Here is a 22160-nt window from a genome sequence, read left to right as displayed (position 1 = left end):
TGGCGTTAGCGATGTTAGGAGCGTCACCCCGAAGGGGTCAATGGTAATAAAAGTTGACAAATGATTATTGACCAGATTCTTTGGAGATTTTTTCAATTTGTTGGGCAAAGTAAGATTCCTCATGTTTAAGTTGTTGAGCTAGTTGTAAGCCTTGTTGAAAGGCTGAGAGTGCTTGAGGATAGTCTTTTTGTTGTAGGTAAATTTGCCCAATTTGATCATAAGCTTGCATTAAGCCATAAGAGTTAGAAGTTTTTGCTTGGGTTTCGATGAGAATTTGACTGGTTTGTAATGCTGCGTCGATTTGTCCTTGGGAACGATAGAGGGCAATTAATTTTTGTAAAGCTTCCGCAGCTATAACAAATTGTTGTGATTCCCAAGCAGTTGTATAAGCTTGTTGATAGTTATTAAAAGCTTCTTGAATGAGGTTAGGGTTTTGTGTGGCTAAAGATTCGTAATTAGCAGCGATCGCTAATTTTAATTGTGGTATTTTGAGAATATTTTCCGGGTCAGTATACAGTAAAGCTAACTTATTTAATGTATCGATAGCCTGTTGCGGTTGTTTGCCTTGCTGGTAAATATAAGCTAACTGTTTTAGATATGTTAGCTCACTGGTGCGATCGCCTCCAGCGGTAGCTATATTAAATAATTCTTGATATGTGGCGGCGGCTTGGGGATAATCAAACCAAGCTAAGTTTAATTCGGCAATTGTTTGCAGGGTTGATAACTCTGCGGTTTTATCTTGTTGCTGGCGTACCGCTGTCAAAATTTGATTGTAAACTTCTAAAGCATTTTTAGGCGATCGCACATTTTGATAAGCTTCACCTAAAGCCTGCAATAATTCTACATTTACGCCTTGTTGAGCAATGGTTTTTGGTAATAAAGCCTGTTTTTGAATTACTTGCAATCGCTGATTTATATAAAATAACTCTTGACGGTCATTTTGATTCCACGCGATCGCACCTACCCTAGATAATGCTTGAATTTCGGGTATTGTACCTAAATAACGCCGCAAACGGATTTCCCGGTTCCAAATTTCCCACGCCGTTACCTTATCTCCAGCTTGCAATGTCGCTGCTGCTTGTTGATTTAATTCATTCAATGCAGTGTTTAACTGTATTTGTTCTACCAGAGTTAACGGTTCTTTATTCGCAGAACTTCGCACCAGAGGATCAGGTGTAGTAATTTCTAAGGGACTGGGGGGAAATTTATCTGCTTGGTTAGGGTCTTTAGGTGCAGCCAGTGTGAAAGAGTTATTTAATAATATAGAAAAAATTGCGATCGCACATAAGGGCCTGAGCATAAACACTTTACCTTTTTACTTTTACCTTGTTGTACCAGCTCAATAATGACGACATTTTTATCAAAATTCTCCAGACGCGAGGATATTTGTTAAATACTACACACAGATGAACCTCTCTCCAATCTCAGATACTTCAGGGGGCGACAATCGCCTCTAAACCATGCCAGATAATGGTTTTGGAGACACAGACCCCTTGAAAAAATTGGGTACTTATTGAGAATGAACTGTACAGTTATTAAGCAGCTACCTGTAGGGTACAGTTTAATGGTAAAAAAAAACGGTCTCGTAATTTGATCAAGACCGTCATCAAAATGCTGGCATCATTCTACCAAAACTTCTTAGAAAAATACCTAAATAAAGCACAGTTATTCACCCTAAAGATGTTGGTGTGGTTATTACAAAATCAGAAACAGGTGAAGATAGAAAGACTGGCAGCAACCTTACCTCTACCAATACAACAAAACAGTCGTAGACGGCATATACAAAGGTTTTTAACATCGAATACTTTGAGTGTAGTCTTATTGTGGTTTCCCATCATTGAAGCCATAATTAACCAACATTTTAAAATAGGGTCACAATTAACCATTGCGATGGATAGAACACAGTGGAAAGAAAATAATGTGTTGATGGTGAGCGTGATTTATCAAAAAAGAGCTTGGCCAATATATTGGTGTTTGTTAGGGAAAGATGGTTGCAGTAACCTAGAAGAACAGCAAAAAGTATTACGCCCAGTAATTCGCTTATTAAAAAAATACAAACTAGTAATTATTGGGGATAGAGAATTTCACAGTGTAGAACTGGCACAATGGCTCCACAAGCAGAACCTGAGTTTTGTATTCCGTCAAAAAAAAGATACTACTTTTCGGAAAAAAAGACAGAAGTTTCAGCCTTTAAGTAGCATTGAGATTTATCCTGGTATTCGCTCCTTTTATACCGATGTTAAAGTTACTCAAAAACAAGGTTTTGGTTGGTTCAATTTAGCTGTTTATTGGAAAAGGAAGTATCGGGGAAAGCAAGATAAGGAAGCTTGGTATTTATTAACTAATTTACCTGATTTAAACACTGCCATCAAAATATATGCTCAACGTTTTGGGATTGAGGCGATGTTCAAAGATTGTAAAACAGGCGGGTATAATTTAGAAAGTTCCCAAGCCAACCCTGATAGACTTGTACGTTTAATATTCTTAATTGCTTTAGCAATGACGAGTGCTTGGTTACAAGGTCAAAAAATTAAATTACAGCGACAACAATCTTATGTCTGTCGTTCTCAAGAGCAAAGTAAAGCTGAAAAAAGGCACAGCAATTTTTGGATAGGTTTGTATGGTTTTAATTGGATAGTTGCTTGGCAAGGGTGTCAAGCATGGGTCGAGGAACTGGTCACTTCCATTCGCAATAAGCAAGCATATTATCAGCGAGGTTTAAGGGCTATGGAGCTTATACAGCAAGCACTTTAGGGAGCTTGTCGCCCCTTGAACTCAGATACCTATCCATCACCTGGATCTTTCTCAACATTTGTGAAGATATCAAAGAATATGCTGAGAAAAGTGTAATTTTAGGTCTTGTCTTTCCAGAGTTAAGTAGATGCTGACGATATCACCTTTTTGTATTTAAAAAATATAATTAACATTTGTTGTAATTTCGTTTAACTTGTTTATTACTTATTCAAGTAATTACGTACACATAATTATTGAGCTGTTTTTTAACATAATAACAATCGCTACATTCCTTTTTATTCCTTATTCACTTTCTCCACTATAAAATGTATTTTGTCTAGCTACTTAATATATTTTTCATGAAAATATGATAAATCTTTATCATATTTATCAAAGTATATCTTTACATACTTAAGTACGTAGTTGTGTTAGTATTTTTTTTAAAATCTATGTAAACATTGCTTCTGTATGAAACAATCGTTAGCTCGTAATTTGAGAGATGAGTGTCATCAAATTCTGACGAGAAGATAGTAACAAAACTCAAGATTTTGACGAAGGCTAAATAGCAATGCAAGACACTCAACTTCAAAAAATTTTGATATTGTCGGCAAACCCCCTAGGTACAAGTAGGCTTCGTATAGATGAGGAGAAGCGCGAAATTAGGGAGGGTTTAAGACGGTCAAAACAACGCGACCAGTATTCCATCGATACCGCAGAGGCAGTACGCTATCGAGATATACATCGAGCTATCCTCGACTACGAACCTCGCATAATCCACTTTTGCGGACACGGAGCAGGGGAAGAGGGTTTAGTTTTTGAAGATGAGACTGGGCAAGTCAAATTAGTTGATGCTCAAGCTTTAGCTGGATTGTTTGAGCTATTTGCAGATCAAGTTGAGTGTGTTGTTCTCAATGCTTGCTATTCAAAGTTGCAGGCAGAGGAAATAGCCCGACACATCAATTATGTAGTTGGTATGAGCAAAAAAATTGGGGATAGTGCAGCGATTGAGTTTGCAGTTGGTTTTTATGATGCACTAGGAGCAGGTCGTTCATTTGAGTTTGCATATAAGTTGGGACGTAACGTGATAAGAAATGCAGGGATTACAGAACACCTAACACCAGTTTTGTATCTCAACAGTAAAACAATTTCTTCATCTCCAGTTCCTAAAGAGCTTGTAGAAATTCAGTGTAAGATTGATTGTAAAGTTCAGAAATACGCAGGCTTGGTATCTGTTGAAAATACGCTCCAAATGCTTCCTCAAGATGTTAGAAGATATATATCTGTACAATCTCCTAACTTACAAGCATGGGTGGAAAATAAACTAGAAAGAATTATTAAACCTATACTACTTGATAAAAAATATGTAGATATATTACTTGATTTTCAAGCAGAATCTCAAAAAATAAAGCGAGAAATGCAAGCTGAAGCAGAGTATATTGGTTATCAAGTCCAACATATTGTTTCTCTTCCTAAACTGGAGCATGATTCAATCAAAGAGAAGTTAGAAATTAAAGCTGAAAAACAAGTGTTTTCTACTAATGATGCTAGGCTAAAGATAGCACTTAGTACTGCTATAAATGTTAAGTTTGAAAAGTTCGATAAAATAGAAAACTACCTAAATCAGACGATTTATGAACTAAAAGACTTAATGAAGGAAACAATCAATAGTACTACCACAGAAATTTTACGTACTATTGACCCAGAAAGATTTTATATGCGTTTCTATGAGCCTCAAAAAGATGAAAAAGGAAATCTGGTAGAAATTTCTGTTGAGAAGGAATTGAAAAATAAGATTCAACAAGCATTAGAAGAACGATTTGGTGCAAAAGTACTTAGTGTAGTTCCTATTCCCGAACAAACAGATATTATTAATTATTTGCAGAGACTAATGGGAATAGTATGTTCTTTTAAATGTGAAGTACCTTCCCTAACAGGTGGAGAACCTGTTAAGTTCCAGGGGGATTTCAATATTTTAGGTATTCAAAAAGAGAGTTGGTATATATTCCAATCTGCATTCCAATCTATGCGAGAATCGCAGCAAGAATTACTGCAAGAACTTGAGGCATTAAAAAAAGCATATTCTAAGGAAATTAGTGCAGGAGACATTGAAGGTAGTAGAGATAAACTTGAAGAAATTAATCTGAGAATTCGCACTATAGAAAATAAAATATTTGGTATAGATGATGTTAGAAGGTCTATTGAAAAGAGTGTCATTGCAAAGTTGACGATTGTGGATAATCAACTTTTTCGATATATAGACATGAAACTATTTTCTACTATGAAGCGATACATCAACCAGTGGGCAAGAGAGAGTGTTCTTGAGCAATATGGACTGGAAGTGAACATCAGAAATCTATACATTACCCGCGGTTAGATTAAACTTGGTGCTGTAAATAAAAATTTTGTACTAAAACTGTTAAGAACTCCTAATTCAAGCACTATCACCCATTCGCGTAGAATTCAATCTGAGTTCTGCTTCACAAAATTTCATACTTTAGACTTCAGACTTCATACTTCATTAAAATACTCAAAGAGATTTTTAAACAACGAAAGATAATCTATAAATGACAAGCTCTACAGATATTACTACCCTAGCGCGGTGGATGGCAGCTGATTTTAGCAACCAAGCGCAGGCTTTTGAAAACCCGCCATTTTATGCACATATCCGCGTGTGTATGCGTCCCTTACCTTTGGACTTGTTATCAGGGGTAAGTTTTTTTGTAGAACAAGCTTATGACTATACCCTGAATGACCCCTATCGCTTGCGGGTGTTAAAGTTGGTAAATGCAGGCGATCGCATTCAAATTGAAAACTACACTGTTAAACAAGAAGAAAAATTTTACGGTGCATCCCGTAACTTAGAAGTCCTCAAAACCCTCACAGCCGATGACTTAGAAAAATTACCAGGCTGTAACATGATTGTCGAATGGACTGGTAATAGCTTTAAAGGTACTGTAGAACCTGGGAAAGGCTGTATTGTGTTTCGTAAAGGTCAAAGAACTTACTTAGATAGCGAATTTGAAATCGACGGCGAGAAATTTATCAGCCTTGACAGAGGACGCGACCCAGAAACCGACGAACATATCTGGGGTTCCGTCGCCGGGCCATTTTACTTTGTCCGGTGGGCGAGTTTTGCCGATGAAGTTAAGTTATGAGTGCTGAAAGCCGAGTAAATAGGGATTTGACTTTTAACTTTTGACTTATTTAGTATCCCGTTGCTGCTAACTCCAGTGGATGAAAATAGGGAACTCGTTCTATCGATGTTTCCCAACTACCACTGGGGTATAGTTTCAGCAGCCTAAATCCTGGAGATTTTTCATCAATAGCAAAAGTGGAACTATGAGAACGAAACTGAATACAAGTTGAGGGAGTTCCTAAATACCCGACGTTGTGGCGTTGGCGTTGGAATTGTTGATGAATATGACCGAATAAAACTAATTTAACTTGTGGGTAGCGATCAATCACTGCAAATAATTCTTCGGGATTTTTCAGGCCACTGCTATCAAGCCATGCAGAATTCACTAAAAAAGGTGGATGATGAAACGCTATCAATGTTGGGTTATTACCTAGTTTTGCTAATTCCGAGTCCAGCCAACTTAGAGTATTAGTTGTCAGATGACCATGTACACATCCAGGTACAGCCGAATTCAGTAAGATAAAATTCCAATTACCGCGTTGGAAAGACTTGCGCCGGGAAATCATTCCTACATTCAGAATTTCATTCATAGCGATCGCACAGTCATGATTTCCTGGTAGCCAGTAAGTAGGTATTTGTAACTGATGAATTAAACTTTGCAGATGTTCATAAGAATCAGAAGTACCATCCCCAGATAAATCTCCGGTTAATAATAGTAAATCAATTTCCGATTTTAACTCCTTTAATCGCTCCAGCACTACCTTAAATGACTCAATGGTAGGCATTCCCAGTAGTTGATGGCTTTCTGAGGCAAACAGATGTATATCTGTTATCTGAGCGATCGATACGGTAGATACTTGATTCATCCTTCACTGCTCACACTATGCTTATCTTTGTACCCTGATGTTTGTTTCTGGCAGAATCTTGAAATTTAATTCAAGTAGCAAAACTAGCTTGATATTAAATGCCTGCCCTATAATTAGTGTGGCAACTTACCCCTGAAGCTGTCAGCTTTAACTCAAAAATATGTTGCCATACTTTAAGTAATTTTTATACTTAAAGCTGTTTATAAAAATGCAATTTTAAACAAAATTTTTTTGCATCTATCTTAAGATAGAAATTTTATTTTTTGTAGTTGACTTGCTCAAGGTAAATATAGCTAGTTACCGATGAAAATCAACCTTTTATAGCAATAACTAAGGTTGTGAGGACATCAGTAAATGAAGCAAAAGACTTTTAACTCTGTAACCTGTAACCTGCTCTATCAGGTCTGAGTAAAATAGGTTGAATATTTTGTGTAATTACCCTAGCTTTTTTACATATTCATTCTTATACTACGTTAAACCCATGAATATACCGGGCTAATATGAGTAACAGCAAAAAAGTGAGTGAAAATCTGAGTACTGGGGGACAAGTAACTCCTGAAGAATTACAGCAGTTAGCACAAGAAGGTTTTAAGTCGGTGTTAAATCTACGTTCCCCTGACGAAGCAGGTTTTTTAAATGATGAGCAACAACAAGCAGAAGAAGCAGGACTAGAATACGCCAACATCCCATTAAAACCTTCACAAGCAAATCAAGAACTAACAGAGTTAGCCATTGAAAAGATTGACAACTTACCTAAACCAATTTTGATTCATTGTGCGGCGGGAGCAAGAGCAGGTGGTATCGCCTTAATAGCCACTGCTGTGAATGAAGGTTTAACTTATGAACAAATCATTCAAAGATCTAGTGAACTTGGGATTAATTTGGAACAACCACACCTCAAGCAATTTTTACTCGATAAATATATTGCAGATCAAGCCGAGAACGTTTAGTTCAACTTTAACCAAATAACCTCAACTGTCATCAAATACACGTTACATTACTTTGCAGTCTGAAGCTTGTTTGCCTAAGTACTAACGAAAAAGAATTAAAATAAACTGAGGTAAAACCAGGGAGGTGAACATAATATGTCAGTAAAACTTTTACCAGACCTTGGAGATTTAGCCGAAGGACTAGGAATTACAGGTATTGTCGGAGTTGTGCTTGTGCCTGTATTGTTGCCAGTAGTAGCTGGTGTTGGTAGACCAGTAGCCAAAGCAGTTGTCAAAAAAGGAATCTTGTTCTACGAAAAAAGCAAAGAAGCGATCGCAGAAGTTAGCGAAACCTGGGAAGATATCATTGCCGAAGCTAAGGCCGAAATTGGTGAGGAACGGATGAAATCAGCCGAACCCAGAGAAACACCTTTGCGTTAAAAAATCAATCCCATACTAAGACTCTCGCAAAACATATCCCACACCCCGCACTGTTTGAATCAGGCGTTTTTGCCCCTCATCTTCAATTTTGAGGCGTAAATAACGAATATACACCTCAATCACATTTGACTCACCCATAAAATCATAACCCCAAACATTTTCTAATATTTGTTCACGGGTTAATACCTCACGGGGATGTTCCATTAAAAACTTTAATAACTCAAATTCTTTCATTGTCAAATCAATTACCCGTCCATTATGGATAGCGCGGCGGGTTGAGATATCTAAAACTAAATCTCCAAAGCGTAACTGCTCTGTTGTATCAATATCAGGTTTTAAATAAAGGCGAATTAGCTTTAAAAATTCTTCTGGGCGGTAAGGTTTAAGAATATAATCATCGGCTCCCGCTTCTAGACAAGCTACACGGTCATCCACGGTATCTCTAGCCATCAAGACCAGTACAGGAGAACGCATTCCTGAACTTCTAATATTTTTACATAACGAAAGTCCAGATTCTCCTGCCAGCATCCGGTCTAGAACAATTAAAGCAGGTTGACAATCACGACTGTATTGCAAACCACTGGCTGCATCATGAGCCAAAATCGCATCATAACCAGCTTCTTGCAAATCAGAAGATAGCTGAGTTGCAAGGCTTTCATCAGTTTCAATCACCAAAACACAGGGACTGTGAGCAACTGTCATAAATTAAGTCAAAAGTCAATGGTCAATGGTCAACAGTCAAGAGTCAAAAATCAATCTCTCTTTTTATTCAGCACTTTGCTATAACTTTGTTTTCCAATTCTATTTATAAACTAGCAATTCGGGAAAAAACAAAGAAACAATTTTGACTATTGACGTTTGACCATTACGGTAACTCCACAGAAGTGGGTTTGGCTATATGCGGAAGACCCCATCCGAGTTTTTCGCGCAAGATGCGGAAAAATTCTGGTGGTTGTAAACGAATAAATCGGACACTATATTGCGATCGCTCTAAATATACCCGATCTTCCGAGAACACATAACATCCGCCATTACCATCTACCACCATCACCAAACGCGGAATATTTACCGGATAAATATTTACCGTCTCTGTATCTGGGAACACCAACGCTCTAGAAGCTAAAGAGTGAGGGCAAATCGGCACTAACTGTAAAGCTGAGATACCAGGAGTGACTACCGGGCCGCCTGCACTGAGTGAATAAGCCGTAGAACCAGTAGGTGTAGAAACAATTATGCCATCAGCGGCAATATCTACTGGCGCGTGCCGACCAATAGCAATTTCAAAATGGCACATACAGGTCAATGGTTCCCGATGTAGCACCATTTCGTTTAAGCACAAGGCTTCCCATAGTACCGACTCCCCGCGCAATACCTTCACAGTCAGCATTGCCCGCTCTTCGATTTCATACTCACCTGCCATTGCTTGTTCAAGAGCTTGAGGCAGTTGATTGAGATAGGCTTCCGTCAAAAACCCCATGTGACCGGTATTCACCGTCAATAGAGGAATACCAAGAGGCGCAACCTGACGAGATGCAGCTAAAACAGTCCCATCTCCCCCAAGTACAACAGCAAACTTCATGTCTGAGTCAAAACCTGGGGGTGTCAAACCGTCAATGGGAGTGTGGCATATAGGACTATCTGGATTAGCGTAGCCCAATATTCCACCGATGCTACTTGTGACACATACATCCCAACCAGCAGCGGTGAGTTTTTCTTCTAATTCGATAGCGACACGGCTGGCTATCGGTTTTAAATCATTGTAGATAATGCCTGCTTTCGGCACATTCAAATATCCAAACTTTTAGCGATGCTTTGTACTATGTAATCCTTACATATTTTGAGTCTGTGAGCAAAAGTCAAAAAGAAGGCAGGAGTAAAGTGTATACATTACTCAGCACTATTGACCCTTGACCCTTGACCATTGACTATTGACTATTGACCTTCTTAAACGGAGAACGTTTGTTTTTTTCCTTTTTGGTCTTGGTTTTTTCGTAATTTAGCTCTTTGAGCTTTTTCATAATTCTACTGAAATACTCTTGTAAGTAACTTTCAAGAGTAGCTGTTTCTCTTTGGTCTAAGCCAAAAACTTTGTATACCTCATCCATTTGGGCATTTAATGGCTTACCACTAGCCAAAACTTCTGTAAACGCCAGTCTGTCTGCCACATTCCATCCCCACTGAAAGAAGCGGACAAAACCGCGCACAGCACGCAATAAGTTTAAGGGCATCCGGGTGACTTTGGCATCTTTCCCCGACAAGCGCTCACACAAGCTAATAATTTCTTCTGCACTCCAAGCACGAGTTCCCACTATTGGGAAAGCTTGTTTTTGTGTTTCTGGCACACTCAAAGCCCGCACAGCAAATTTAGCAATATCTTGAGTATCCATGTAGGCGATGGGGGATGACTCACCAGTTACCCAAACTGGTTGTCCTTCTAAAATCGGAATGCCATATTGACCGATTAACCCTTGCATGAAGCCAGCTAAACGTAAGATTGTGTAATTTAATCCAGACTCAGCTAAAAATATTTCTGTACATCGCTTAATTTCCATCAGCGGTACTTCTGGGTATTTATCGGCATCAATTATCGAAAAGAAGACAAAACGCTCTACACCCGCAGCTTTTGCCGCTTGCATTAATGCTACTTGGCCTTCCCAGTCTACCTGTTTGATAGTTAAAGAATCAGTGGCACGGGATGTTGCCGCGTCAATAATTGTAGTGACTCCTTCTAATGCGCCTGGAAGAGTTTCGGGATAACACAAATCTCCTAGGACAAGTTCTGCACCCCACTCTTTGAGAAATGCCGCTTTTTTACTACTCCGAACCAGACAACGTACTTTATACCCCTCATCGATCGCACGACGAGCCACTTGTCTTCCTAAGGTGCCAGTGGCACCGACTATTAGTAATGTCATGAGGGTTTGTATTAAATCTTAAAGTTTTATGAAAAGAATCTTAACAGAATTATCTCTGTAAACAAAAGTTTACACTTTTCTTAGAAGTTATTTAATACTAGAGAATTATGGAAACAGCGTTGTCCGTTGTCCGGACACGCTATTTTGTCAGACTCCAGAAGGATTATTCTTCAGCACCCTGAATTTTTAGCAATAAAGTGCCTAAAGCCCAACCGACGAAGATTAAACCAAAAGCCAAAAAAGCTGCGTTAAAAATTTCGCCACCCATTATTATGTTTCTCCTTTGTGAAGGTTTGTAATAATTCTAAAGCCTAACCTTGAGATTGCATATCTTTTGGGCTGTCTGTTGCCATTAGACTTGCTGGCTCAAATCTAATTTTTGTCATTCTGGTAATTCAGAGGTGGAAGTTTTACTTTTACCAATTACCCCAGATAGACTGAAGTTGCTCAACAGCTACTATTGAATTAAACCTGTGTAAATAATTCTAAACTAGTTTGATGGTTAATCCCTAGGGCTGAGGAATCAAGCGAAGTTTGTACCAAATCCAGATAAAGTAGTCCTATGTATCACAGTGAGCAAAACTTAATAGTAAAACCACACAAAGAAAGTCGTCCGCGGTTAGCACTGACTTTGGGAGATCCCGCAGGAATTGGTACAGAAGTAATTTTAAAAGCTTTGGCAGATCCAGAAGTTAGTCAAAATTGTGATGTCACAGTCGTAGGAAATCGAGACTGGCTGGTGCAGACTTATGACGAGTTAAATTTATCAGGTAATTTAGTAGCGTTAGCGAATCCTAATAGCTTAAAAGTTGTGGATGTGCAATTAAATCAAAATTTTGATGAGATTGTCACAGGTGTTGGTAATGCAGGGAGTGGTGCGGCGAGTTTTGCTTATATGGAATATGCGATCGCCCAAACATTAGCAGGTGAATTTGATGGTATAGTCACAGCGCCCATCGCTAAATCTGCCTGGAAAGCCGCAGGATATAATTATCCCGGACAAACAGAACTTTTGGCAGAAAAATCTGGTGTAGAACGATTTGGGATGTTATTTGTAGCGCGATCGCCTTACACCGGTTGGACACTCCGCACCTTGTTAGCAACGACACATATTCCCCTGCGTCAAGTAGCAGACGCGCTGACACCCCAGTTATTAACCAAAAAACTAGATTTGTTAGTAGAGTGCTTACAGCACGATTTTGGCATCAGCAAACCGCGAATTGCGATCGCCGGCTTAAATCCCCACAGTGGCGAACAAGGACAATTAGGAACAGAAGAACTCGATTGGCTCATTCCCTGGATAAACCAAGAACAGCAAAAACGCCCTCATCTGCACTTAGAGGGGCCAATTCCTCCTGATACAATGTGGGTGAAACCAGGTCAAGCTTGGTATGGCAACTCTGCTATAGATAATCCAGCCGATGCTTACTTGGCACTTTACCACGACCAAGGCTTGATACCTGTGAAACTTATGGCCTTTGATCGGGCTGTTAATACTTCTATTGGTTTGCCATTTGTGCGGACTTCACCCGACCACGGTACAGCATTTGATATTGCAGGTAAAGGAATTGCTGACTCTACCAGTATGAAAGCCGCACTACAATTAGCCGCTGAGTTAGCTACGGCTAGAAAACAAGATGATTTCTAAAAAAATATCCTCAGTCTTGACTAGCCGGATAAATATAGGCTAATATAGACAATTGTGTGGTTAAGGACGTATAGCTCAGTTGGTTAGAGCGCTACGTTGACATCGTAGAGGTCACTGGTTCGAATCCAGTTACGTCCATTTGTACAGTGACTAATTATTTGTCACATGATTTAAAGCATAACTTTGCCGCGATGGCAAGCTTATGGTTCCAATTTTCCACCTGTAGAGAAAGAAGTTAACTAAGTTTACTCTTATAAATCTAGAAAGTGGCTGAAAATTGCCCGTTAATGTTTCAAGCTGCAACTTATTTACCCCTATCTAATTATCTTAAGGGATATTTAGTGAAGAGAATGAATTGTCTCTAAATCTAATAGTCAACACTCAAAAACCCTTACACTATTGACTACGAACTCTTGACTTGTTTGGATTGTTTATGGCTATTTGGTTAAGTTTGTGTGGAGCTATTTTGGTAGTAGCTTACTTGCTGGGTTCTTTTCCCACTGGCTATATTGCTGTTAAACAGTTAAAAGGTATTGATATTCGAGAAGTGGGTTCAGGCTCAACTGGCGCGACTAATGTACTAAGAACCTTGGGTAAAGTTCCGGGAGCTTTCGTTTTAGGGATTGATTGCTTGAAAGGAGTATTAGCGATCGCCCTAGTTTATGCTTTATTTAACTATGCTGCGACTTCAGAATTTATCCCTGCAAATTTAGATTTGAAATTATGGCAACCCTGGATGGTAACTTTAGTTGGGTTAGCTACCATTTTAGGACACAGTAAATCAATTTTTCTCGGCTTTACAGGTGGTAAATCTGTGGCTACCAGTTTAGGAATATTATTGGCGATGAGTTGGCAAGTTGGTTTAGCAACTTTGGGAGTATTTGCCGTTGTTGTGGCTATTTCCAGAATTGTATCGTTGAGTTCGATTACTGGTGCGATCGCTGTTGCGATTTTCATGGCTATTTTTCACCAACCATTACCCTATATTTTGTTTGGGATTGTAGGGGGATTTTATGTAATTATCCGCCACCGCAGTAATATAGAGCGCCTTTTAGCTGGTACTGAATCAAAAATTGGTCAGAAAGTAGTTACAGAAGTCGAAAAAACAGAACAGACTGTTTAATTTTTGATTTCGATATCTCAACTTGTAGCTATTTACTATAGTAGTTTGATTTAATTTTTGTACTATATGTAGGTGGGCAAACCTAAAATATATTAGTGAATGCCCACCCTACAGATTACTGAATGCTGTTTGAGCGAATAACTACTGAATTTGGAATGCAATCAACCCAATCAGTACAATTAGACCTAATGCTCTACGAAAATAATTAACGCCTTGAAATAATTCTAGCCATGCCCAAGTAAATAAAGCACCATTGGCTAGTATCTGCAACACTACATTGATTGTGCCACTCTGAAAAACTAAAGTTAGTAAACTTGCTACTACCCAAAGAATCAGCGGTGGGTTTGGCGGTTGGGCAATTACAATATTGCCATTACTATCACGGAAGATTTTATCAAATAATGTACTTTCTGTATTTTCCATAGGATAATTTCTATTCACCTAACAATAATTAACTTGCACAAGTTTCAGGCTGGAATTTATTACCAGCACCTTAGTTACATTAAAACATTCAATAAAATATCGAACATACATCTAATTGCTGAAATTAGCTCGGTAAGTCATATCATAGATTCAGATATAATTCCCCCAATAGGTACATCTCATAATCTGCGTTATTTTAGCTTGCTCATCTGTGGTTATATATGTACAAAGTCCTGCCTAAACAAACTGCATCTATGTATACCCGCGATGGTGTGAGACTAGATGCAGATATCTATCGCCCTGATGCAGCAGAGAATTTTCCGGTATTATTAATGCGACAACCTTATGGGAGAGCGATCGCCTCTACTGTTGTTTATGCTCATCCCAGTTGGTATGCTGCCCACGGTTATATTGTCGTGATTCAAGATGTCCGTGGACGAGGTACTTCCGCTGGAGAATTTAAGTTATTTGCTCATGAAATTGCTGATGGTGAAGATAGCATTTATTGGGCAGCACATTTACCTGGGAGTAATGGCAAAGTCGGGATGTATGGTTTTTCCTATCAGGGAATGACCCAACTCTACGCTGCTGCTGCTCAACCCAGCGCTTTAAAAACAATTTGTCCGGCGATGATTGGTTATGATTTGTATACAGATTGGGCTTATGAAGGCGGCGCATTCTGTCTGCAAACTAATTTTGCTTGGGCGATTCAATTAGCTACAGAAACGGCACGTCTATGCAATGATCAACCAGCTTATCAAGCTTTGTTGACTGCGGCACGTAATTTGCCTGTAAATAATCCCGAAATTCTGCAACAACTTGCCCCTGAGTCGTTTTATCATGAATGGGCAGCGCATCCCCAACCAGATACTTATTGGGAAGAACTTTCTCCCAAGAGCCACTTGCAAGCTGTTGATTTGCCAATGTTTCATATTGGGGGATGGTTTGATACGTACCTGCGTGGCACGTTGAATTTATACAAAGATATGGCAGCGCGGAGCATCACAGCCCAACATTTATTAGTCGGGCCTTGGGCGCATTTACCTTGGGGTCGGAAAGTTGGTGAAGTAGACTTTGGGGTGAAAGCGGCTAGTCCGGTAGATAGAATGCAAATTCGCTGGTTTGACCAGTTTTTGAAAGATATAGATACAGGCTTATTGCAGGAGTCGTCAATTTGCCTGTTTGAAATGGGAAGTAATATTTGGCGGACTTTCCCCAGTTTCAGTACAGCTAACCAACAATCTTATTTTCTGTCAACTACAGGACTCGCCAGCATCCGCGAAGACTCAGGAATACTCAGCAACGCCAGTCCGCTCAAGTCGGAAAACCCGCCCACGCGGCTGGCTCCTCAGCACCCAGCACCCAGCACTCAGGACGTTTTAGTCCACGACCCTTGGCGACCAGCGCCATCTTTAGGCGGTCATGCTGGATTACCAGCGGGTGTATTTGAGCGATCGCATATTGATTGCCGTTCAGATGTGTTAATTTATACTACTCAACCCCTTACAGAAGACTTGCATTTATTAGGAGATGTAGTAGTAGAAATTGATTGCAGTGCCGATCAACCTAGTTATGATTTATCTGCGGTGTTATCACAAGTGCAGCCTGATGGCAAAGTATATAATTTGACTCAAGGGTATATACATTGTCCACCAACAACTGCTGTCCCGATGAAGATTCAACTGCAAACAACTTGTGTACGCATTGCCAAAGGTAACGCCTTGCGTTTGAGTTTAAGTGCGGCATGTTTTCCTGCCTACGCCATGAATTCTGGTAATGGCGCAGTGCTAAATAGTGATGATTTACGCAATGCTCAGGTTATCACACTGACAGTAAATTGTGGTGGCGATCGCAATTCTCAAATTTTACTCCCAATAATTTAAATATAATGCACATCAAAACTAAAACTTTTCAAATTACACCAAAAGAATTACGCTCATTGTTAACTGTTGACTATTACAGGCGGATGAAGATTACCTTTATCCTTTTAGCAGTTTTATTACTAATAAATATTATTTTTTCTGTTTTACAAAATCGCTTTGATTGGTGGTTGATATATTTTGTCGCTTTAATGGCATACTTTGTATCTCTGCCTTTGTTTTTTCAAGTCCAAAAGCGCAATTCTACATTAAACTTTCAAAATCGCTACTGTGAAATTGATGAAAACTTTTTTGCCGTATTTTATGAAGATGGCAGTATTGTTAAACTTAATTACTCACACTTTATTCAAGTCACAAAAAAGGCAGACTATTATTTTTTGTACATGACTAAAGGTCAATTTCATTATTTACCAGTTGCTGCTTTTGAAAGTGAAAAAGATATTCACAGATTTGATTTGTTTTTACAAAGCAAGCAATTAATTAAATTATGGTAATGAAATTAGATCAAGTATTAGTAGCTAACTATCTTGTATATACTTTTTGGTTAAATCCATAATTTTTTCAAACTGAAAATTATGAGCTAAATCGGTTAAATATTGTTGAAAAATTATATTTTTGATAGGAATATCTGGCATTAATTCTACAATTAGATCATCACTGCATTGAGCCGCAGCATTGTGTAAATTTGCCAGCCATTTATCTGGCATTTGAGATAACCAAGACAATAAATCTTCATAGATAATCTGAGGCTGATAATTTGGCTGCATTGCATGAATAATTTGTTGATTTTCTTCCTGATAAATATATTTGACATCTAAATATTGGCGAATCTTTGTGAATATTTCTTCTTCTCGAAAAGGCTTGTTAATTAAATCATCACAGCCTGCTGAGATGATAGCTTGTCTTTGTTCCTCAAAAGCATGAGCAGTTATAGCAATAATAATAGGATGAACATGAGAAAAAACTGCTGCTTCATTTCTCTTTTTAATCACTTTTGTAGCGGCATAGCCATCCATAACAGGCATACGCATATCCATAAAAATTAGATGTGGTTGCCATACTTGCCACAGAGTTATAGCTTCCTGACCATTTGCAGCTTCACGTACTGCAAAACCCTTGATTTGCAGCAATTTAACCAATACTAAACGGTTTTCTAAAACATCATCGACAACCAAAATTCGATACTCTGTTTGTTCTGGTGCTAAACCCAGAACTCGGCGTTGAATTTGTCTAACTGGCTCTTGACTAGTTGAGGCAAAAGCAATATCAATTTGAAAAGTGAAAATACTACCAATACCTTCTTGACTGCGGACAGTTATATCACCCCCCATCAATTGCACATATTTCCGACTAATGGCTAAACCTAGTCCAGTTCCTTGTTGAGACTTGCGACCGATTTCCGTTTGTCCAAAGGCTTTAAACAACAAGCCAATTTCTTGTGGAGAAATGCCAACACCTGTATCTTGTACCTCAAAAATCAGGGACTGGGGAGTGGGGAGTAAGGAGTAGGGAATAATTGCTGTGTTTGTTTGTGCTTGAGTGATTTGATCTGCTAATTTGACACGCAGAATTACACTGCCTGTAGAGGTAAATTTAATTGCATTGCCTAACAGGTTAAGTAAAACTTGCCGTAGTTTGTTCTCGTCTGTTTGCACATATTGTGGTAGCTGCGGTGCATATTCAAATCGCAGTTGTAAACCTTTGGACTCTGCACGCAAACGCAACATTTCTTCGAGGTTTTCTAATAAAGAAATTAAGTTAAAACTACTGATGTTTAATGTGGTTTTGCCTGCTTCAATTTTAGACATTTCTAAGATGTCGTTGATTAAGTTGAGCAGATGTTCGCCTGCACGATTGATAATTGCTAGGTTCTGTTGATGTTCTTTTGACAGTTCATGGTCATAGCTCATAATTTGCGTAAAGCCAAGAATTGCGTTCAGTGGTGTGCGTAATTCATGACTCATATTGGCAAGAAATTCGCTTTTGGCTTTGTTAGCAGCATCAGCAGTAATCACCGCTGCTTGTAATGCTTGTGATTGTCTTTGCGTTTGTGCTAACAGTTCGGCTTGTTGTAAAGCAACTCCTAAATGATTACCAATTTGAACGACAATGTTAATTTCTCCGGTTTTCCATTGCCGAGGACTAGAGTTTTGATAACTGGCTAGTAATCCCCATAGTTGGCTACCGCAAAAAATTGGCACAATAATATAAGCTTTTGCTTGGAAGCGTTCTAATAAATCTATATAACAAGAATCAAACTCGGCTTTGTAAATATCTGCAACACAACGAAAACTGGCATCTTGGTTATAAACACCACCTTGGTTTGCTTGCAGATAAGTATCTTGAATTGGATAAGCTGCACTTTCTAAAATCTTTTCTAGACATCGACCATCTTCTAAAGCATTGTTGGTCACGATGGGATCAGTTCTCTGTTCTAACATTAGAGAAATCCAACCTTCGTTCATTGATTCTGAGACAAATTCACCACTCCAATCGGCATTGAACCGATAGACAACTACTCGATCGCAATTAAGTATTTGTCTTAATTCTTCAGTGGTTGCGGCAAAGATTGTATTTAAATCTAAAGTCTGGCGCATTCTTTGAATTACTTGGGCGATCGCTTTTTCTCGTTCGGCACTCTCCCTTAAGGCTGCTTCTGCTAGTTTACTCTCAGTAATATCTGTAATTGTCCCTATGTGTCCAGTAATTTCTCCATTTTCGTCAATTTCGGGTATGGCTTGGCAAATCACCCAAACACTTGTACCATCAGGACGCAGAAACCGATGCTCACATTTATATAGAGATTTAGCTGCTGTTGCTTCATACCACGTAGCAAAAACGCGATCGCGGTCATCTGGATGCAAAGCCTTAGCCCAGCCAGTACCCATAGCTTCTGATTGATTTAAACCAGTAATTTCACACCAACGCTGATTTAGATAAACGCAATTACCAAATTTATCGGTATGGTATATTCCCACAGGTGAAGTCTCGGCTAATGTTTGGTAGCGCAACTGACTTGCTTGCAAAGCCAGTTCAGCCAGTTTGCGATCGCTAATGTCTACTACAACTGTACCTACACCAGAAATACAGTTATCTTCGCCAGGAATGGGAAAATACGAAGCCAAAAAATAACCTAGTGTTTCTGGTTGCTTGGGCTTGGGTGTACAAATTTCTACATTGAGAATTCTTTCTCCAGTTAATAAGACATGTTTGTAAAATACTGCTACTAAAGGTGCAATTTGGGGGATAACTTCATATATCGTCTTGCCAATATGTTCTGCTTGAGACAAGTTATGAATTTCCGCTAAAACTTGATTAATCTGCACATACCGCAATTGCTTGTCTAGTATATTCATCCCTACAGGCACACTACTAAAAAAGGCATTAAGCCGCGCTTCTCGCAACGCCAATTCTCGTTCTAAAGTTTTGCGTTCTGTAATATCTTTATGAGTTCCGGTCATTCGCAAAGGCTGACCCCAATCATCACATTCGACAATTTTCCCGCGAGACTGAATCCACTTCCATTCACCATTAGCACAGCGCATCCGACACTCAACTTCATAAACAGCACTCACACCTTGAAAATGAGCTTCCAAAGCAGTAGTAACTATTGCTAAGTCTTCTGGATGGATATATTGCTCAAAAACTTGCGAAACATTTGTAACGCCATTTTCTTCATACCCCAGCATTTTTTTCCACTGCAAGTCACTATAGATTTCACCAGTGCTGAGATTCCAATCCCACAAGCCCAAATCACTAGCTTCTAGAGCAAGTTGTAAACGTTCTTCACTTTGTCTGTGGGCAGCTTCGATCATTTTACGCTGAATCAAACTGCCCAACTGGGTAGCAACAGCCCCGACTAACATCAGCAAACGCTTATCTATTAATGCTGCACTGCGTTTAAAAAATACTAAAACTGCTAATACTTCACCATCAGCTAAAATTGGCACACCAAAAGCTGCTTTTAATCCTACTTTGGCCGCTTGGGGCGATCGCAAAAACACTGGTTGTTCAGCAGCAGAAACATTTTCAATCCATTCTGGTTGTTTAGTTTCCCAAATCCTTCCTGGTAGTCCCTCACCCACAACAAATTTAACAGTTTGACTAATTATTGAGAATTGCTCTAAACTAATGTCCTCTCCATGCCAAACTAAGCTATGTTCTAAAACTTTACTATCATCGCTAGGTAGCCATGCTTCACCAAAATCCCAGTTGATTGAATGACAAATTAAGCGCAGCACTACTTTTAAAGCACTATTCACATCAACTGCACGGGTAATAGCTTGAGATGTTAACAGCAGTAACCTGCTTTCATTTTCTGCCTGTTTACGTTCAGTAATGTCTTTAGCTGTGCCTAAAACATATTTTTGCCTATCAATTTCGATTATTTCTGCACTGAACAACATTGTTTTGATTTCTTCATTTGCAGTACGGAAATCCACTTCATAGTTGCGGAGAGATTTTGTTTGTTGCAGAATTTGGGTGAGAAAAATACTTTCTTGACAATTAGCCCAAATCTGTAATTCTTGGTCAGTATGACCAATCACTTGGTGACGAGCATAACCAAATAGCCGACAAAAACTATCATTAACTTCGATGTAGCGAATTTCTGGCAATGTACATAAGATAATTGGGTCAGGAGAAGCTTTAAAAGCAGATGCTAACTTGGCTTCAGACGCTCGACGTGCAGTTTCGGCTCGTTGACGTTCCCGTGCTTCCAGTACCAAAGAAGCTAAATTTGTCAGAGAACGAGCAAAATTTTGGTCTTCTAATGTCCACTCACGCAATACTCCTACCATCTCCAAACACAAAACTCCCACGGTCTTTCCCGCTAATCTAATTGGTATATCGAGAATAGAAATAATGTTCAAGGCTGAGTAAGGTTGAGAGAATTCTTTAGTTCGAGGATCAGTGTGAACATTCTCCACAGCAATTACTTCTTCTTGCTGCAAAGCTTGAAAATAAATCGGATAATCTACTACCGCTAAAGTGCATCCTTTGCTATGTTGATGACGGCTTTGCTCAAATAAGTCTAGGCACTCAATAAAAGTTGCATTTTGCTTATATAACCAGATACTAGCTCGTTCAATTTCCAAATTTTTAGTAGCTGCTTCTGTAATTTCTCCAAATGCTGCCTTGATATCACCTTGATACAATATCTGATTTTTAGCTAATTCTGTTAATACTAAACTGTGATTACGCAGCTTAATATTAAGTAGTTTGAGAGTTTGTTCTGTGGATTTATCTTCTTTTTGTGTTAACGCCAACGTTTGCTGCTGAAAATAAGATATAGCTGGCTTTTTCTGACCTTGAAGATGAATGCAATTTTGCACGCGAATTAAAATTTCTGGCGCACAAAGTGGTTTAGTAATATAGTCAACAGCCTGTAATTTAAAGAATTTCTCTTTATCCTGTAAAGTTTCTATAGGACTAAGAAAAATAATGGGAATATTTTGAGTTTGTTTATCAGTTTTGAGATGTTGACATACTGCATAACCATTCATTTCTGGCATGAGAACGTCAAGTAAAATTAAATCAGGCAATGTTTCTCGCACTGCATCAATTGCCAGTTTAGCCGAAGTGAATTTTTTGACTTGATAATTTTGACCTTCCAGAAGTTGAGTTAAAAAATTTAAATCTTCAGGTTGATCATCAATTAATACAATTTTTATCAATTGATCATACATAATTTTTAGATAATTTTATATTTTATTAAGAATGTATGGTAATCAAAGTTAAAATAAAATATATTTTTAAAATTCAAAAATCATTAATAAATATAACGCAATTAGAAAAAATTCGTGTTTTTCCAAGACTTCTTGATGGACATAAAATTTTGAGAAAGTTACTCCCCCAATCAATAAGCAAGATACTCATAAGATAAATTTAATTGTTTTGTGGATGTTGATATGAAAAATAGATACTAGGCGTAAGCAGTGGAGAATAAACATTTTTCTGTTGACTTGTAGGTTTTTCTGGTGATACACAGTCTTGACCAGCTATCCTCACAAGTTCTTCATTTTTTTAGTGTTCAATTTTTGTTGGGTTTGGTATTTGCTGCGTAAC

17 protein-coding genes and 1 tRNA gene are annotated in these 22160 nt (G+C 38.6%); 10 read left to right on the top strand and 8 right to left on the bottom strand.

Features of this window, described 5'->3' with window-relative positions; genetic code table 11:
• Nucleotides 1-64 precede the first annotated feature (64 nt).
• Entirely contained in the window at nucleotides 65-1300 is a 1236-nt protein-coding gene (locus AC504W_RS11560) for a tetratricopeptide repeat protein (RefSeq protein WP_494877825.1), read from the bottom strand.
• 311 nt (nucleotides 1301-1611) lie between these two features.
• Between AC504W_RS11560 and AC504W_RS11555 the strand changes: the two genes are divergently transcribed.
• The 3 genes from AC504W_RS11555 (at nucleotide 1612) to AC504W_RS11545 (ending at nucleotide 5888) form a co-directional block, all read left to right on the top strand.
• The gene (locus AC504W_RS11555) at nucleotides 1612-2754 is read left to right on the top strand and encodes an IS4 family transposase (protein ID WP_494877824.1); all 1143 of its coding nucleotides are present in this window, start codon (nucleotides 1612-1614) and stop codon (nucleotides 2752-2754) included.
• A 547-nt stretch (nucleotides 2755-3301) separates the two neighbouring features.
• Complete coding sequence (locus AC504W_RS11550) at nucleotides 3302-5107, top strand: CHAT domain-containing protein (RefSeq protein ID WP_494877823.1); 1806 nt, start codon at nucleotides 3302-3304, stop codon at nucleotides 5105-5107.
• Between the two features lie 190 nt (nucleotides 5108-5297).
• Nucleotides 5298-5888: a chromophore lyase CpcT/CpeT gene (locus tag AC504W_RS11545; RefSeq protein WP_494877822.1), complete on the top strand. Its 591-nt coding sequence runs from the start codon at nucleotides 5298-5300 to the stop codon at nucleotides 5886-5888.
• Between the two features lie 49 nt (nucleotides 5889-5937).
• Here AC504W_RS11545 and cpdA read toward each other — a convergent pair whose 3' ends face one another.
• Complete coding sequence (gene cpdA / locus AC504W_RS11540) at nucleotides 5938-6735, bottom strand: 3',5'-cyclic-AMP phosphodiesterase (protein WP_494877821.1); 798 nt, start codon at nucleotides 6733-6735, stop codon at nucleotides 5938-5940.
• A 500-nt stretch (nucleotides 6736-7235) separates the two neighbouring features.
• On the opposite strand from cpdA, the gene AC504W_RS11535 reads away from it, so the two are divergent.
• Together AC504W_RS11535 and AC504W_RS11530 are read left to right on the top strand one after the other, a co-directional pair.
• Nucleotides 7236-7685: a protein tyrosine phosphatase family protein gene (locus AC504W_RS11535; protein WP_494877820.1), complete on the top strand. Its 450-nt coding sequence runs from the start codon at nucleotides 7236-7238 to the stop codon at nucleotides 7683-7685.
• Between the two features lie 135 nt (nucleotides 7686-7820).
• Nucleotides 7821-8105 carry a DUF5132 domain-containing protein gene (locus tag AC504W_RS11530; RefSeq protein WP_096576318.1) on the top strand — a complete coding sequence of 95 codons (285 nt, stop codon included), beginning with the start codon at nucleotides 7821-7823 and terminating at the stop codon, nucleotides 8103-8105.
• 15 nt (nucleotides 8106-8120) lie between these two features.
• Here AC504W_RS11530 and nblR read toward each other — a convergent pair whose 3' ends face one another.
• The 4 genes from nblR to petM all read right to left on the bottom strand — a co-directional run bounded on the left by nblR (nucleotide 8121) and on the right by petM (nucleotide 11288).
• Nucleotides 8121-8807, bottom strand: coding sequence for a response regulator transcription factor NblR (gene nblR, locus AC504W_RS11525; RefSeq protein WP_096576316.1), 687 nt, complete (start codon nucleotides 8805-8807; stop codon nucleotides 8121-8123).
• A gap of 163 nt (nucleotides 8808-8970) precedes the next feature.
• Nucleotides 8971-9888 (bottom strand): NAD(+) kinase, encoded by a 918-nt coding sequence (locus AC504W_RS11520; RefSeq protein WP_494877819.1) that lies wholly within the window; start codon nucleotides 9886-9888, stop codon nucleotides 8971-8973.
• 142 nt (nucleotides 9889-10030) lie between these two features.
• Entirely contained in the window at nucleotides 10031-11020 is a 990-nt protein-coding gene (locus tag AC504W_RS11515; RefSeq protein WP_494877818.1) for an SDR family oxidoreductase, read from the bottom strand.
• A 163-nt stretch (nucleotides 11021-11183) separates the two neighbouring features.
• Nucleotides 11184-11288, bottom strand: coding sequence for a cytochrome b6-f complex subunit PetM (gene petM, locus AC504W_RS11510; protein ID WP_494877817.1), 105 nt, complete (start codon nucleotides 11286-11288; stop codon nucleotides 11184-11186).
• Nucleotides 11289-11582: 294 nt separating this feature from the next.
• On the opposite strand from petM, the gene pdxA reads away from it, so the two are divergent.
• The 3 genes from pdxA to plsY all read left to right on the top strand — a co-directional run bounded on the left by pdxA (nucleotide 11583) and on the right by plsY (nucleotide 13791).
• Nucleotides 11583-12668 carry a 4-hydroxythreonine-4-phosphate dehydrogenase PdxA gene (gene pdxA, locus AC504W_RS11505; protein ID WP_494877816.1) on the top strand — a complete coding sequence of 362 codons (1086 nt, stop codon included), beginning with the start codon at nucleotides 11583-11585 and terminating at the stop codon, nucleotides 12666-12668.
• Between the two features lie 64 nt (nucleotides 12669-12732).
• Nucleotides 12733-12806, top strand: a tRNA-Val gene (locus AC504W_RS11500).
• A 295-nt stretch (nucleotides 12807-13101) separates the two neighbouring features.
• Nucleotides 13102-13791 (top strand): glycerol-3-phosphate 1-O-acyltransferase PlsY, encoded by a 690-nt coding sequence (gene plsY, locus AC504W_RS11495; RefSeq protein ID WP_494877815.1) that lies wholly within the window; start codon nucleotides 13102-13104, stop codon nucleotides 13789-13791.
• Nucleotides 13792-13932: 141 nt separating this feature from the next.
• Here plsY and AC504W_RS11490 read toward each other — a convergent pair whose 3' ends face one another.
• A complete protein-coding gene (locus tag AC504W_RS11490) occupies nucleotides 13933-14214 on the bottom strand; it encodes a hypothetical protein (protein ID WP_494877814.1) in 282 nt (93 codons plus the stop codon).
• 221 nt (nucleotides 14215-14435) lie between these two features.
• Here AC504W_RS11490 and AC504W_RS11485 point away from each other — a divergent pair, with 221 nt between their 5' ends.
• Nucleotides 14436-16097, top strand: coding sequence for a CocE/NonD family hydrolase (locus AC504W_RS11485; RefSeq protein WP_494877813.1), 1662 nt, complete (start codon nucleotides 14436-14438; stop codon nucleotides 16095-16097).
• Nucleotides 16098-16102: 5 nt separating this feature from the next.
• Nucleotides 16103-16588 carry a YcxB family protein gene (locus AC504W_RS11480; protein ID WP_494877812.1) on the top strand — a complete coding sequence of 162 codons (486 nt, stop codon included), beginning with the start codon at nucleotides 16103-16105 and terminating at the stop codon, nucleotides 16586-16588.
• A gap of 24 nt (nucleotides 16589-16612) precedes the next feature.
• On the opposite strand, the gene AC504W_RS11475 is transcribed toward AC504W_RS11480, so the two are convergent.
• Nucleotides 16613-21781, bottom strand: a complete 5169-nt coding sequence (locus AC504W_RS11475) for a PAS domain S-box protein (RefSeq protein WP_494877811.1) — start codon at nucleotides 21779-21781, stop codon at nucleotides 16613-16615.
• Nucleotides 21782-22160: the final 379 nt, after the last annotated feature.

The sequence above is a fragment of the Nostoc sp. C96 genome, from assembly GCF_059384975.1.
This window is presented reverse-complemented; position numbering and strand designations above follow the sequence as displayed.